This window comes from Runella sp., assembly GCF_965279615.1.
Classification (GTDB): domain Bacteria; phylum Bacteroidota; class Bacteroidia; order Cytophagales; family Spirosomataceae; genus Runella.
The window spans coordinates 1,092,050-1,107,696 of sequence record NZ_OZ257252.1 but is presented as its reverse complement, the minus strand read 5'-3'; the positions used below and the strand labels follow the sequence as shown (position 1 = coordinate 1,107,696).

The 15,647-nt window shown below is 43.6% G+C and carries 9 protein-coding genes; all 9 read left to right on the top strand.

The window, feature by feature from the left end; translation table 11 throughout:
- The 9 genes from ACQY73_RS05015 to ACQY73_RS04975 all read left to right on the top strand — a co-directional run bounded on the left by ACQY73_RS05015 (position 1) and on the right by ACQY73_RS04975 (position 15,485).
- Positions 1–1,518 carry a sulfatase family protein gene (locus ACQY73_RS05015; protein ID WP_428662314.1) on the top strand — a complete coding sequence of 506 codons (1,518 nt, stop codon included), beginning with the start codon at positions 1–3 and terminating at the stop codon, positions 1,516–1,518.
- A gap of 80 nt (positions 1,519–1,598) precedes the next feature.
- Positions 1,599–3,125 (top strand): alpha/beta hydrolase-fold protein, encoded by a 1,527-nt coding sequence (locus ACQY73_RS05010; protein WP_428662312.1) that lies wholly within the window; start codon positions 1,599–1,601, stop codon positions 3,123–3,125.
- Positions 3,122–5,140, top strand: coding sequence for an NPCBM/NEW2 domain-containing protein (locus ACQY73_RS05005; protein WP_428662309.1), 2,019 nt, complete (start codon positions 3,122–3,124; stop codon positions 5,138–5,140). Before ACQY73_RS05010 ends, ACQY73_RS05005 begins: the two co-directional genes overlap by 4 nt.
- A gap of 90 nt (positions 5,141–5,230) precedes the next feature.
- Positions 5,231–6,232 carry a family 43 glycosylhydrolase gene (locus ACQY73_RS05000; protein ID WP_428662306.1) on the top strand — a complete coding sequence of 334 codons (1,002 nt, stop codon included), beginning with the start codon at positions 5,231–5,233 and terminating at the stop codon, positions 6,230–6,232.
- A 19-nt stretch (positions 6,233–6,251) separates the two neighbouring features.
- Positions 6,252–8,519, top strand: coding sequence for a DUF7133 domain-containing protein (locus ACQY73_RS04995; protein ID WP_428662303.1), 2,268 nt, complete (start codon positions 6,252–6,254; stop codon positions 8,517–8,519).
- A 128-nt stretch (positions 8,520–8,647) separates the two neighbouring features.
- Positions 8,648–10,654 carry an NPCBM/NEW2 domain-containing protein gene (locus tag ACQY73_RS04990; protein WP_428662300.1) on the top strand — a complete coding sequence of 669 codons (2,007 nt, stop codon included), beginning with the start codon at positions 8,648–8,650 and terminating at the stop codon, positions 10,652–10,654.
- 27 nt (positions 10,655–10,681) lie between these two features.
- Positions 10,682–12,226 (top strand): hypothetical protein, encoded by a 1,545-nt coding sequence (locus ACQY73_RS04985; RefSeq protein WP_428662297.1) that lies wholly within the window; start codon positions 10,682–10,684, stop codon positions 12,224–12,226.
- Between the two features lie 135 nt (positions 12,227–12,361).
- On the top strand, positions 12,362–13,216 hold the full coding sequence (locus tag ACQY73_RS04980; protein ID WP_428662294.1) for a ceramidase domain-containing protein: 855 nt from the start codon (positions 12,362–12,364) through the stop codon (positions 13,214–13,216).
- On the top strand, positions 13,209–15,485 hold the full coding sequence (locus tag ACQY73_RS04975) for an alpha-L-rhamnosidase C-terminal domain-containing protein (protein ID WP_428662291.1): 2,277 nt from the start codon (positions 13,209–13,211) through the stop codon (positions 15,483–15,485). Before ACQY73_RS04980 ends, ACQY73_RS04975 begins: the two co-directional genes overlap by 8 nt.
- Positions 15,486–15,647: the final 162 nt, after the last annotated feature.

Here is a 15,647-nt window from a genome sequence, read left to right as displayed (position 1 = left end):
ATGCAAAGATTCCTTTTCAGCGCCGTTGTCTGTGTTGCTTTGATGACAACCTGTTTTGCCCAAAAATCGCAAAAACCTAATATTATCTATATTCTTGCCGATGATCTGGGCATTGGAGATGTATCGTGTTACAATCCCAACGGAAAAATTCAGACGCCCAACATTGACCAATTGGCGCAAAAAGGAGTTCGTTTTACCGACGCACACACTACTTCTGCCGTTTGTACGCCTACCCGTTACGGTATCATGACCGGGCGCTATAATTGGCGAACAAAGATGAAAAGCGGCGTTTTGCACGGATATGATCTGCCGCTGATCGATCCCAAACGTGGAACCGTTGCTTCGTTTCTGTCAAAACAAGGCTATAAAACCGGAATCGTGGGCAAATGGCATTTGGGTTGGACATGGGCAGGCATCGAAGGCGGAGAAAAGGCGGTGGATTTCTCAAAAACGGTGAAGAACGGACCAAATTCCAACGGTTTTGACTATTCTTTCTGCATTCCGGCGTCGTTGGACATGCCGCCGTATGCGTATGTAGAAAATGGACTTTGTACAGCAATTCCCAAAGATTCATGTGTGGGCAGAAAAGGGATTGAATTGTACCGGGCAGGCTTGGAAGCGCCGGACTTTAAGCCGGAAGAAGTGATCGGGAAATTTACCGAAAAAGCCCTTCGTTTTATTGATGATAACGCCAATAAAGAGAAGCCGTTTTTCCTTTATTTTCCGTTGGCGGCTCCGCATACGCCCATTTTGCCCATCGGAAAATTTGTTGGGAAAAGCGGCGTTTCTCCCTATGGAGATTTTGTGTTGATGGTAGATAATGTTGTAAGACAGGTAGTTGCGACCCTAAAAGCCAAAGGTGTTTACGACAATACACTCATTGTTTTTGCTTCAGATAACGGTTTTGCCCCGGCCGCAAACACAAATGCCCAACTTGAAAAGGGACATCATCCTTCGATTGATTTCAGAGGTTACAAAACGGATATTTTTGAAGGAGGCCATCACGTACCTTTCATTGCAGCGTGGGGGGATAAATTGAAAACGTCAAAAGTCAGTAATCAAATAGTGTGTACCACTGACTTTTTCAGAACACTTTCGGAATTGACCAATGCGCCGCTGAACGACCAAACCGCTGAAGACAGCTATAGTTTTTTAGCAGAAATTACCGGTACTAAAACAACGTTTCCAAAGCGTGAAGCCATTATTCATCATTCCTCCAACGGCTTTTTTGCCATTCGCAAAGACAATTGGAAACTGATCATGTGTGGACACTCGGGCGGAAACAGTAAACCGAAAGAAGCGAGTGAAGAGGCGAAAGGGCTGCCATCCATTCAGCTGTATAACCTTGCAAAAGACATTGGCGAAACCCAAAATGTCTATGCCGAAAATCCTGCCGTGGTCAAAGAACTGACCGATCTATTGACTCAAAATCTAAAGAACGGACGAAGTACAGCCGGCAAAAACCAATCCAATGACGGCCCTGCGTATTGGAAACAATTGACTTGGTTGAAAGAATAAACCCCGACCGTGGAGGTGTTTGGGAAAGTAGTTTATAAATGGAATGCCGATAATGAAACAAATAATTACTGCGTAGTTAAATGACCAAAGTGAAGAGTACGCTTTTATTGCTTGTCGTCAGTCTGGGTGCTATTGCTCAAGTTCCTGTTTCCTGGAAAGTAAGTGTTTCAGTTGCACCCGAAATGAGACAATCATTTCTGAAAGGTGGGAGGCTATTATTGCATGTGACTAAGCAAAATGAACGGGAACCGCGCAATCGTTCGGAGATTACCATAGGCATCACTCCGCACCGGTGGGATGCTTCAAGTCCGTTTGTCATTGAAACAAAAGACAAAAATGTGCTCTCCATCGGATTGGATAAGTTGCCGAAAAATGCATCCGACAAGTACTATTTTCAGGTTGTTTACAAACAAAATCCAGACGATGGACAGGAAAACGTACCCGGCAATTTGTACAGTACTATTGATTCTGTGCAGTTTTCGACCAATATTAACCTGAGTCTCACCCTAAAGACCTTAATACCGTCGGCTACCATTATTCAGCATAAATTCGTCAAAACGGTCGAAATCAAAAGCCCAATTCTTTCAGCGTTTTCGGGGAAGCCGCGCTATTTAAAAGCGGCTGTTTTGCTGCCTTCGGGTTATTTCGATAATCCCGATAAAACCTATCCTATTTGCTATCGAGCGGCAGGATTGAACGGGCGTTACACGGCGATCAATGGATTGATCAATAATAAAGAATTTTCGGATTGGTGGTTTTCCAAAATCGCCCCGCAAGTCATCTACGTTTTTCTGGATTCACAAGGGCCTTACGGCGATACGTATCAGGTAGATTCTGAAAACAACGGTCCCTGTGGTAAGGCATTGACCGAAGAGTTGATCCCTGAAATTGAACAGCAGGTCCGTTATAGCCCCAACGCTAAAATGCGCTTTTTGACGGGCAATTCAACGGGCGGCTGGGTGTCACTGGGGTTACAAATTTTCTACCCTGATTTCTTTGACGGAACTTGGTCGTATAGCCCTGATCCCGTTGATTTTGAGCATTATGGCCTCATCAATATTTACGAAGACGAATCCATTTTTTACAACCGTTACGGCTATTTACAACCCGGTCGTCGAACAATCTACGGCGAGCCTACTTTTTCGATGAAAGACTGGATTGCGGGTGAAAACGTAAACAGTCGAACGAATAATTACCTGATTTCGGGAGGACAGTTTGGGGCTTATAATGCCGTTTTTGGCCCCAAAGGAAAAGAGGGTTTACCTTCTCTGATGTTTGACCCGTTCACGGGAAAAATAGACCACAGTATTGCCAAACAGTGGGAGAAATACGATTTAAAAAAAGTGTTGGAAAAAAACTGGGTAACGCTCGGTCCGAAATTGCAAGGCAAAATTTGGGTTTGGATGGGTGATATGGACGGCTTGTATTCAAACGTAGCAACGCGGTTTTTGCAGAAGTTTTTGGACAAAACCGAAAATCCCAAATCAGATGCTAAAATTTCATTTACGGCGATGGCAGGGCACGGACAGGAATGGAGCGATAAGGCGGTGCTGACCTTGATTGCTGAAAAAGTTTCAAAAATGGAAGGGAGTAAATTGACAAAATGACAAAATTCAACAAATTAATAAGCTTTTGTTTATCAGTTGTTTGTGCAACGGTTCATGCCCAAAAAACCAAGCCGGTCCGGTTGGATGACCTTACCATTAAATCGTTTTCGGAAGGGATTCCGGCGGTGTTGGGAAAGACAAATGCCGGCGGCGATTCCATGCTCATCAATGGAAAGTATTTCAATCATGGCGTAGGGGTGAATGGAGTCGGCATTCTGGCATTTTTTTTGGATGGAAAAGCAACTGAATTTTCAGCATTGGCAGGTATTGACGACAAAGGAAACCGAGAACTGCCGCATACTTTTTATGTGGTTGGCGATCGAAAGGTTTTGTTTGACAGTGGGGAAATGCGCTGGGGCGATGCACCCAAAAAAGTAAATGTAAAACTAAACGGAATCAAGCGATTGGGCCTTTTGGTGAAAGTCAATGACGAAGGGCGCACGAAAGTGTATTCCAATTGGGCGAATGCACAGATTGTAATGTTGGACGATTTTCTCCCGCAAAACATTCCGAATACAGATGAAAAATACATTTTAACGCCTGTTCCTGCCCGAACACCACGAATCAATTCCGCTAAAATAGTTGGAGCCACGCCCAATAATCCCTTTCTGTACACCATCGCTGCAACGGGTGAACGGCCTATGAGTTTTTCAGCAAAAGGATTACCTAAAGGGCTTTCCTTGGATATCAAAACAGGTATTATTACGGGAACAGTTTCACAACGAGGAACGTACCCCGTCACTCTGGTTGCAAAAAATACGTTGGGCGAAGCTACCAAAAAGTTAACCATAAAAATTGGTGATACGATTGCGCTTACGCCTCCCATTGGCTGGAACGGCTGGAATTCATGGGCACGGAACATTGACCAAGCAAAAGTAATTGCCTCGGCCGATGCAATGGTGAAAATGGGGCTAAATCAACATGGCTGGACGTACATCAACATCGATGACGCTTGGCAGGGAAAGCGCGGCGGTAAATTCAACGCTATTCAGCCCAATGAAAAATTTCCAAAATTCAGGGAAATGGTGGATTACATTCATGGACTGGGTTTAAAAGTGGGCGTTTACTCTACACCCATGATCACGAGTTACGCAGGCTATGTGGGCGGTACATCTGATTTTGAAGACGGAAAAATAACCGACGCCATCATTGCCAATAAACGCGCGTTTCGCTACGTTGGTAAATACCGATTTGAAACCAACGACGCCAAACAAATGGCCGAATGGGGAATTGATTATCTCAAATACGACTGGCGCATCGAAGTTCCTTCAGCCGAGCGGATGTCGGTGGCCCTGAAGGAATCGGGGCGAGATATTTTGTACAGTATTTCCAATTCGGCTCCTTTTGCCAACGTCAAAGATTGGGCACGTTTGACCAATTCTTACCGCACCGGACCTGATATTCGAGACAGTTGGAACAGCCTGTTTGAGTCGGCATTTACGCTTGATAAATGGGCGCCCTACGGCGGCCCGGGCCATTGGAATGACCCCGATATGATGATCGTGGGCAATGTTACTACGGGAACGCAACTGCACCCCACTCGCCTGACACCCGACGAACAATACAGTCACGTAAGTTTATTTAGCTTATTGTCAGCACCTTTACTTATTGGCTGTCCTATCGAACAATTGGATCCTTTTACGCTGAATCTGCTCACCAATGATGAAGTTATTGAGATCGACCAAGATCCTTTGGGAAAATCAGCAAGATTGGTTGTGGATGAAAACGGCATTCAGGTTTGGCTCAAACCCTTGGAAGACGGCTCGTATGCGGTGGGTTTATTTAACGTGGGTGATTTTGGCAAAACGCCCGAATCGTATTTTCGTTGGGGTGATGAAACATCGAAATCATTTACCTTTGATTTTACAAAAGTGGGTTTAAAAGGAAAATATCTGCTGCGGGATGTGTGGCGTCAAAAAGACATTGGTAACTTTAATGGTTCATTTAAAACGGACATTCGGCACCACGGCGTGGTGATGTTGCGGATGTCTCCCAAGAGGAATGACATGAAATAGAATTTCAATTCCCGTTGCTGTGGAGACACAGCAACGGGGAGGGGAGGAGAAGCAGGAAATTCGTTTATGGATGAAATTTTAACTCTTTACATGAGAAACAAAATTCGATTAAATAAAAAAATACTGCCGGGCATTTTGCCTTTCCTCCTATGTATGTTGGGGGAGGAAGGGCTGTTTGCTCAAAAACCGGAAATGCATTACGGAGATTTGGACGTTCCGACAAGGCCTTATGCCAAAGACCCTTATGTGATCTTTTTTCAGGATAACTATTGGATGTACTATTCAGTCCCAAGTGATCAATTTAAAGAATGGTATATAGGTATTGCCACAAGTAACGATTTGGTACATTGGGATAAAAAAGGAAGCATTAAAGGCCAAAAAGGAACGATTGAAGAAAAAGGTATTTGTGCTCCCGGAGCATTGTTGAAAGACGGAGTGTTGCATCTTTTTTATCAAACCTATGGTAACGGTAAATTGGACGCTATTTGCCACGCTACGTCTACCAACGGCATTGATTTTGAACGAGATGCGACCAATCCCATTTTTAGGCCAAAAGTAAGCGATTGGAGTTGCGGACGAGCGATTGATGCAGAAGTAGTTGCCTACAAAAACAACTATTTCCTTTATTACGCCACAAGAGATCCCGAATACAAAATTCAGCAGCAAGGCGTTGCGATAGCACCCATTTCTACTGATTTTAGCCGAACCGGTTGGACAGAAGTACCAAATATGCCTATGCTGAAACCTGAATTGGCTTGGGAAAAAAAATGCATTGAAGCCGCGTCCTGTATTCAAAAAGGCAAGTATCTGTACCTATTTTATGCAGGTGCGTATAACAATGAGCCTCAGCAAATAGGAGTTGCCCGCAGTGAAGATGGCATTCATTGGAAACGTTTATCGGAGCAGCCTCTCCTGAAAAACGGCGATGCCGGTTCGTGGAATGAAAGCGAAAGCGGCCACCCCAATATTTTTAAAGCCCAAGACGGTAAGTATTACCTGTTTTTTCAGGGAAATAATGACAAAGGAAAAACGTGGTACTTGTCCAAAGTGGAAATCGGTTGGAATAAAAAAGGACCTTATTTGAAGAAGTAAAACCAGTAGCATATACATAATGAAAATGTCTAAATTCACCATTAACAATCCTACATTTAAGATTGCATTGTGCTCAATCTTAGCGCTTACCATCTTCATGGCAGGCTTCAGAATCATATCGTTTGATGCGCCCAACATTTCGCTTGAAAATTACACCATTGAAGACGGCTTTGAGCTAAAAGTAATCGCTTCCGAGGCGTTATTGAAAGCTCCCGTCAGCATGGATTTTGACAACAAAGGCCGAATGTGGGTGGTAGAAATGATCGGCTATATGCCCAATCTGGAAGGCATCGGTGAAGAAGAACCCAACGGCAGGATCACTATATTGGAAGACGTAGACAAAGACGGCGTAGCAGATCACTCCAAAGTCTTTTTAAATAAACTCGTTTTGCCCCGTGGACTGGCGCACGTGTACGGCGGCCTTTTGTACGTAGATGGGCCTAAACTTTGGTTTGTAGAGATAAAAAATGACAAGCCCGGTAAAAAAACACTGGTTGACCCGGTGTATGCCGAAGGCGGGAATGTGGAACACTCGTCCAATGGATTGATGATGCACATTGACAATTGGATCTATAATTCCAACTACAATTTTAGGTATCAGTTAAAAAACGGGAAATGGGTGAAAGAGCCTACGTCCTATCGAGGCCAATGGGGAATAACGAAAGATAATTTTGGGCGACTCTATTACAATAACAACAGTACCCAGTTACAGGGAGATTTTGTTTTGCCCAACAAAACAATTCGGAACCGATATTTTAAGCCTACCGCGACCGAAAATATACGGTTGACCGGTAACAGAGTATTTCCTATTCATCAAACATCGGTCAATCGGGGGTATCAAAAAGGCGTTTTGGACGAAAAAGGATTTCTGCGGGATGTGACCGCCGCTTGCGGGCCATTGGTGTATCGAGGTGGGGCTTTTCCCGAAGCGTACGATCAAAATGCGTTTGTGTGTGTGCCCGAAGCCAATCTGATTAAACGAAATATTCTGAATTTTAAAAACACCCAAACCACCGCTACGCAAGCCATTGAAGGAAAGGAATTTATCGCTTCTACCGACGAAGGTTTTCGTCCCGTAAATTTGTTTAACGGACCTGATGGCGCGATGTATATCGTAGATATGCACCGGGGAATTATTCAGCACAAGGCGTACATTTCGCAATACCTCGCTGAACAGCTTGCCGGTAAAAAATTGGATACTTTACAAAATGCCGGTCGAATTTTGAAAGTAACAAGTAAAGCAAAAAAGACGAATACCGTACCGGACCTGTCGAAAGCTACTGCCAAAGAATTAGTGGCATTGCTCAGCCATCCGAACGGTTGGTTGAGAGACCGTGCGCAGCAGATCTTGATTCAGAAGAAAGACCTTACGGTTATCAAAGAGTTGACCTCCTTAACCAAAACCGGCAATGAATTTTCAACGGCCATTCATGCGCTTTATGTGTTGGATGGCTTAAATGCTCTTTCTTTTGCCGTGCTGAGTGATGTTGTAAAACAATCAAAACAGCCCGAAACCATTGCACATGCATTAGGTCTTTTAGAACATTTTGCCACTGCACCGCAGATCACAAAGATGAAAGAGATCAGTACGCAATTATTGGCGCAAAACAACGAGACAATTGATCTCTACTTGTCGGTGTCACTCAATGCGTGGCTCAAATTGTCGGAGGAGGCTTTTTTGCCTGTTCTCTCGGAAATAGAAAAGAAATACGCTGCTCAAAAAATCTTTCAGGAAGCGATTGTCAGCAGCCTTGAAGGCAAGGAAGAAAATTATCTTAATACGTTGAACCCAAATGCACAACTTAAAAGCAATTTGACATTGGCCGTCAATAATCGGCAGAAAAAAGAAATGAACCCGATCTTTGTCAAGGAGAAAAATGTCTTGGACAGCAGAACCAGAGGTTTACAACTGTTCAGGACCATTTGCGCTACCTGTCACGGGGCCGATGGCAAAGGTATTCAGGACCTGGCGCCACCCCTTAAAGGCTCCGAATACATTGACGGTTCGATGCGCCGGCTGGCGGCTATCATTTTACACGGTGTCAGCGGACCGATTCACGTGAATGGGAAATTGTACCAACTGAATAATGAAATGCCGGCTCTGATCAATAACAAGGATATTACCGATCAGGACATAGCCGAAATTATTCGATTTACCCAAAATGCCTTTGCTAAATCAGGAAAGCCGGTTTCAAATGATGATGTTAAAAAAATGAGGGAGAGGAAGCCGGAAGGAAGCGCAATTTTTACCGAGAAGCAATTGTTGGAAACTGATTTTGAAAAATAAATTAAGCTAAACAAACCAATCTTTTTACAGTCGGGAATTGCCATTTTTCGCTTTGAGACAAAGCGCCTAAGGTGCGCCATGTCCACTCACTACACCACACCTGTTTTCTAAACTCTGACCAACCTAAAATGCCCAAATTCTTAACTATTGTTTTTCTATTTATAGGCCTTTCTACTTATTCTCAGACAACCAAAACCGTTTGGCTGGACGATTTGGTCATTCAAACCTATTCCGAAGGTATTCGCCCCGTACAGGTAAAACGGAATTATTCAAACGATACGTTACGTATCAATGGAACAAAATATGACAGAGGTCTTGGAGCGCAGTCACCCTGCGTATTGGCGTTTGATCTTGATAGAAAGGCCACTCGTTTTTCAGCATTGATTGCAGCCGATGACTTGGGCAACAAAGACATTGCACTGACTTTTTATGTCATGGGCGATGGAAAGGTGCTGTTTGAAAGCAAAGAAATGAAAATTGGCGATGCCCCCGTTCCCGTCAACGTTGACCTCACGGGCATTAAGCAGTTCGGCCTTTTGGTAACGGATAAAGTGGGAGGTATTGGCAACAAACGGACTTATTGCAACTGGGTAAATGCACAAGTGGAAATGATAGGGAATGCGTTGCCCGAACATGTTCAGCATTTGGGGGAAAAGTACAGCTTAACCCCACCACCCGCCAAAAAACCAAGGATCAACTCCCCAAAGCTCTTTGGGGCAACGCCCAATAACCCCTTCCTGTACACCATTGCCGCTACGGGACAAAAGCCTGTTTCCTTTTCGGCACAAGACCTCCCCAAAGGACTTGCCTTGGATGGAAAAACGGGAATCATAACGGGGAAAGTCAGCGAAAAAGGAACGTACATAACCATCCTAAAAGCAAAAAATGCCTTGGGGGAAGCTACGAAAAAATTGACCATAAAAATAGGTGATACCATTGCCCTCACGCCCCCGATTGGCTGGAACGGTTGGAATTCATGGGAGGCGCACATTGACCGGGAAAAGGTCATTGCATCGGCTGATGCGATGGTAAAAACGGGTTTACGTGACCACGGCTGGACTTATATCAACATTGACGATGCTTGGCAGGGAGTGCGGGGTGGTACACTTAATGCTCTGCAACCGAATGAGAAATTTCCCAAATTCAAAGAAATGGTGGACTACATTCACTCACTGGGCTTAAAGGCCGGTTTGTATTCTACGCCCTATATTTCCAGTTATGGCGGCTACGCCGGTGCTTCTTCTGATTTTGCAAAAGGCGGTGAATCTCACGAGTCGATCAAAGAGAACCGACGGGCGTTTAACCGCATTGCCAAGTACCGATTTGAAGCGGAAGATGCTAAACAAATGGCCGAATGGGGATTTGATTTCCTGAAATACGATTGGCGCATTGATGTTAATTCGACCGAGCGGATGTCTGCGGCATTGAAGCAATCCGGGCGGGATATTGTGTTCAGTTTGTCCAACAATGCTCCTTTTGAAAAAGTGACCGATTGGGTACGATTGTCCAATATGTACCGCACCGGTCCTGATATAAAAGACAGTTGGACAAGTCTTTACCTGACTTCCTTTTCGCTGGATAAATGGGGCGAATTTTCCGGGTCGGGCCATTGGGCCGACCCGGATATGATGATCGTGGGCAAAGTGTCCATTGGACCAGTCATGCATGATACCCGTCTGACGCCCGACGAGCAGTATAGCCACGTCAGTATGTTCAGTCTGCTGGCGGCCCCTATGTTGATTGGTTGTCCTATTGAGCAATTGGATGATTTTACCCTGAATTTGCTCACCAACGATGAAGTCATTGAAATCAACCAAGATCCCTTAGGTAAGCCCGCAAGGCTGGTAATGAATGAAAATGGAGTAGAAATTTGGGTAAAACCTCTGGAAGATGGTTCGTACGCGGTGGGCTTATTCAACACGGCAGATTTTGGAAAAACACCTCAGTCGTACTTTCATTGGGGCACTGAAAAAGCAAGATCGTTTACGTTTGATTTTGCCAAAGCAGGTCTGAAAGGTAAGTTTAAACTACGCGATGTATGGCGGCAGAAGGAGTTGGGTACGTTCAACGAAACATTCAAAACGGATATTCGGCATCATGGCGTGGTGATGTTGAAGATGGTTTTAAGTAAATAATATCAATTCCACAAACGAATAACTATCATGAAAAATGTAATTCTATTCACTACTGTTTACTTGCTAAGTGTTGCTTTCGTTTTTGGACAAGGAAATGCTCTGTATGCCAAAAAATATACTTACACAACCCTGTCGCCGTATCAAAAACACCTGTTTGAGGATTTTATCAACGATGAAATTCCGGCAGGAAAGAAAATCGCAGAGGTACTGACCAATACTACCAGTCTCCGAACTAAAACCCGTCTGGCAGAGGCGCTGTTATTCCGCAATAAAGCGGGCGATAAAGAAAATGCCGCCGAGATTCTGACTTGGATTTTAAAAAATCAGTACCGCGACGAAAATACGAAAATTTACGGCATCTGGAAAACAAACATCAATGACGATAAATTTGACCAAAACTGGCGGGAATTTATCGGTTGTGACCTCATTATCATTCGCCAAAAGTATAGCCACCTTTTGCCCAAGGATATTCTAAAAGAAATTGAAGTTGGTTTGGTACATGCGGCTCGCGGTGCTTTAAAACGGAACGTTGGAGCTGATTACACCAATATTTCCATTATGAGTGCTTTTTTGATGAACTATGTCGGGACCGAATTTAACATAGAGGAGTTGAAAACAGCAGGCGTGAAGAAGGCACACGATGTATTTAATTTATATCAATCACACAAAACCTTTAGTGAATATAACTCGCCAACGTATTATGGTGTGACATTGGTAGCCATTGCGTTATGGCGTGAGTTGGCGCTTTCGCAGGAGATAAAACAAATGGGGCAAACGCTCGAAAAAGAGTTCTGGCACGAGGCGGCCACTTTTTATAATGCCAATCTCAAGAATATGCCCGGACCGTATTTCAGAGGCTACGGCATGGACATGCGAAAGTATTTTTCCATCATGGGCATTTGGATCGCTCTTGCCGTTGACAATGAAAAACAGGCGCCGTTGCCTCCAACAACAGATGGGCCTAAATACGGCGAAATGAGTAACTTAGCGCCGATTTTTAACCTTGGCCTGTCGATTCCAACAGCAGATTTAGCAACACTTACAAGTTTCACCTCACCGCGATTTATCAGCCGAACGGTTCCTAACAAGTATATCGGCGACAGCCTCAAACAAGTAACGGCCATGATTGAGAAAGACTGGATGATGGGAGGTGTGTGGGGCAACCGACGGGTGTGGAATCAAATAAAAACGGGCGCTATTCACTGGAAAACCGCCAATGGCGATATTGGATGGCTATTGGTGCCGGGCAGTGGCGTGACCAACGTAAAAGTCAGCAAAACGGCTATGAGTCTTTATCTTGCAGATTCAAAAGCAACGAGTATTGAACTGTTTGTTTCGGTAAATAATGCACTAATTGATGCTTTTACCGATAAGGTATGGACATTGCCGGCAATGACAATGAATATAAATACTGTATTGAAAAGAAAAACGATTGAAAAAGTAGATTCAGCGAGTATTGAACGTGATCTGGCGATTGCAGAATCTTGCCCTAACGTCATAAAGATCGTTTATGAGATTCCTGCTTCGTGGGATTCGGCGAAGCCTTTAATTGAAATTACGCCTAAACGATGAAATTGATTCTATAACCCCATTGCTGTGTCTGCACAGCAACTTCTCGGCAAAATAGTAGAGTTGCTGTGCGGACACAGCAATGGGAATAGCGAAGCCTTTAATTGAAATGACCCCTAAAAAATAACCCCTCCTTTCATGGAAAAACAGACTGTGTATAAGCTTTTGATTCGCTCGTTTTTCCTGACGTTAGGAATGTGGTTGATCTGGTTTGGTGCCAATACGTTTTTCAACGGAGAGGTGTGGCAAGGAATGGTGGTCAGCAAATCGGCGCTGATGACAGAATACTGCGAATTCAACAACGTTGCCCGCTTTTTTCACCAACGAATGAATACGTATTCCAACTTAGCCTATTTCTTCTTTGGGGTTTTGATCTTACAAATGGCGAACGAAGACCATAAAAACCAAGGCATCAAAAAGCAAAACAGACTGGAGTCATTTCCGTTACTTTCGGCTTTTATGGGACTGGGCTTTGTTTATTTGAGTTTTGGAAGTGCTTTTTTTCACGCTTCGCTCACTTATATCGGTCAGCGTGTAGATATGAACGGTACCTACGGAATTACGCTGGTCTTGGTCAGCATTACGCTGTATCATGTGCTGCACAGAGTTACGTTTACGCCATCCCTGAAAATCGCTTGGTTGGCTTCTTTTTTTGTCATTATTGTCCTGTTTTTAAAAATTGCTTTACTGATTCCGAGCGCCAAATTATTGCCTTCGCTAATTTTGGTGATGTTGATAGGGATGGTTATCAATTATTTTCAATTCAGGAAAGAACGTCTGATCAGTCTGGTGGTGCTTAGCCTTGTTTTGATGGTTGTTGCCATAAAAATTCGTACGATGGATGTACAAAAAATGGGTTGCAATCCTTATTCCTGTTATCAGGGGCATTCCGTATGGCATTTGCTTACCGCAATAAGCAGCTTTTGCAGTTATTCCTTTTTTCGATTTGCCGGTACTACGTCTAACCGCTCTATGAGTGTTAGTTATGAATAGAATTTTCTGTGTATTTCTCTTTGTACTATTGACTGTTTCGGCACGGAGCCAAACAATTCCCGCGCCAAATCAACTACGGTGTGATTTATTGTTGCATACCGGCAAGGTCAGCAAGGGCGGATTTGCCGTAAAAGAGCCTTTAACTTCGGCAATTCAGCAAAAAAGCAGCTATCAATTCCCGCTCATTTTTAATAAAAAACCGACTTTTAACTGGGTACTCAGCCCAGCCATAAAGAATGCATCTGCTTTTCGGATACTTGTGGCTTCGGCTCCGGAATATTTGAATGAAAACAAGGCGGACTTTTGGGATTCAAAGAAAATAAAGAATAGCCATAGCCAAGCTGTTTACAATGGAAAACCCTTAGAAACAGGACATATTTATTATTGGAAAGTGCAGGTTTGGAATGATAAAAACGAGATAACGCCTTTCTCAGAAACGGCTTCTTTTTACCTCAATGCACCTGATCCAACGGAAGTTTTTGCACATTATCCACTGGCCGCTGAAATGCAGCACCCTGCTCAACTAATTAAAAAGGAGCCTGATACCTATTTTTTAGATTTTGAAAAAGACGCTTTGGCACAATTACAACTTCATTTGACGAGTCCCGTAAATGATTCGATTTGGATAGAAGTAGGGGAAGCTATTGAAAAGCCGGGCACTATTCACAAAAATCCCGGGCGGAATATTCGTTATCTGAAAGTCGCGCTTTTTGTCAGAAAAGGTACGTATGATTATTCCATTAAGTGGCCAACGAATGAGAAAAGAAACAGCCGAAATCCCGTTTTGATGCCGTCTTATATCGGCGAAGTTTATCCTTTTCGGTATGTGTCCATTCAAAATTTCAAAGGCGAGATCAAAAAAGAATCTGTTCAGCGAAAGATTGTTTATTATCCTTTTGACGAAAATGCGTCGAGTTTTACGTCAAGCGATACGGTGTTAAATCAAGTTTGGGATTTGTGTAAATATTCGATCAAGGCTACAAGTTTTACGGGTTATTATATCGATGGCGACCGTGAGCGCATTCCGTACGAAGCCGACGCGCTCATTAATCAATTGTCGCACTACGCCGTCGATGCTGAATACAGCATGGCAAGGCGCTCCATGACATACCTGTTATTTCACCCGACTTGGCCCACCGAATGGAGTTTGCAAAATGTGCTGATTGCCTGGTATGATTATCTCTACACCGGCGATGATTTGCTGCTCAAAATGTATTATCCTGAACTACAGAAGAAAATCCTGATGCCTTTGGCGGGAGAGAATGGATTGATCAGCACCCGAACCAACAAACAGACCGATGATTTTTTGGCTTCCATTCACATTAACAAGCTGTTTGACGGACGGCGCGGCTTGCACGACAACGTCGATTGGCCCCAAACCGGCGATTACATTGGCCCCGAAAAAGAGTACAAAGGCGAAACGGATGGGTTTGTTTATACCAACTACAATGCCGTGGTGAATGCGTATTATTACCAAAATCTGGTATTGATGCAGAAAATCGCCGCGCTGTTACATAAACCGGTAGACGTAAAATTGTACGAAGCGAAAGCTCAGCAAGTCTATACTTCTTTTCAAACGGTTTTCAGAGATGCGATAACGGGGTTGATACATGACGGCGACAGTACTAACCATACTTCTTTGCACGCCAATATGTTTGCGTTGGCTTTTGGATTAATTCCTGAAAAGGATGTCGAAAAAGTGTGCGAATTCATCAAACAAAGACGTATGGCGTGCAGTGTTTATGGCGCACAATTTCTTTTGGATGCCTTATACGATGCCAATCAAGGCGATTATGCCTTGGAATTATTGACGGCAACCACGCAAAGAAGTTGGTACAATATGATCAGAGTTGGCTCGACGATTTCAATGGAAGCGTGGGACAAAGTGTATAAACCCAATTTGGATTTGAATCACGCGTGGGGTGCTGTTCCTGCAAATACTATTGTCCGAAAATTGATGGGAATCGAGCCGTTAAGTCCCGCTTTTGAGACGTTTCAAATAAAACCACAACTCGGTCATTTGACGTATGCCGATTTGAAAACGACGACTATAAAAGGTACCGTTGCGGTATCTTTTAAAAAGAATGCCAACACAGATACAATGGAGGTCAGTATTCCGGGAAGTACGACCGCAACAGTTTATGTGCCGTGTGCTGCGAATAAATCAAATTTGTATATAAATGGCAGGAAAGCCTCTATTTTGCCTCAAAAAGGCTATTTCTTACTGAAAGATGTAGTGTCAGGCAAGCATGTATTTGTCCTAAAATAAAACGGTAGGAAAACCTGTCCGGTAGCTTTATAATTCAGCTGCCGATATTTCGAAAAGTAAGATTTATACGTACAAAACCCTGATAAAGTGCAGGAATTGAGGTAATTATTGAAAGGTTACCTTAGAATAAATACGGCAGATCACTTCTATTCTACATCCTTA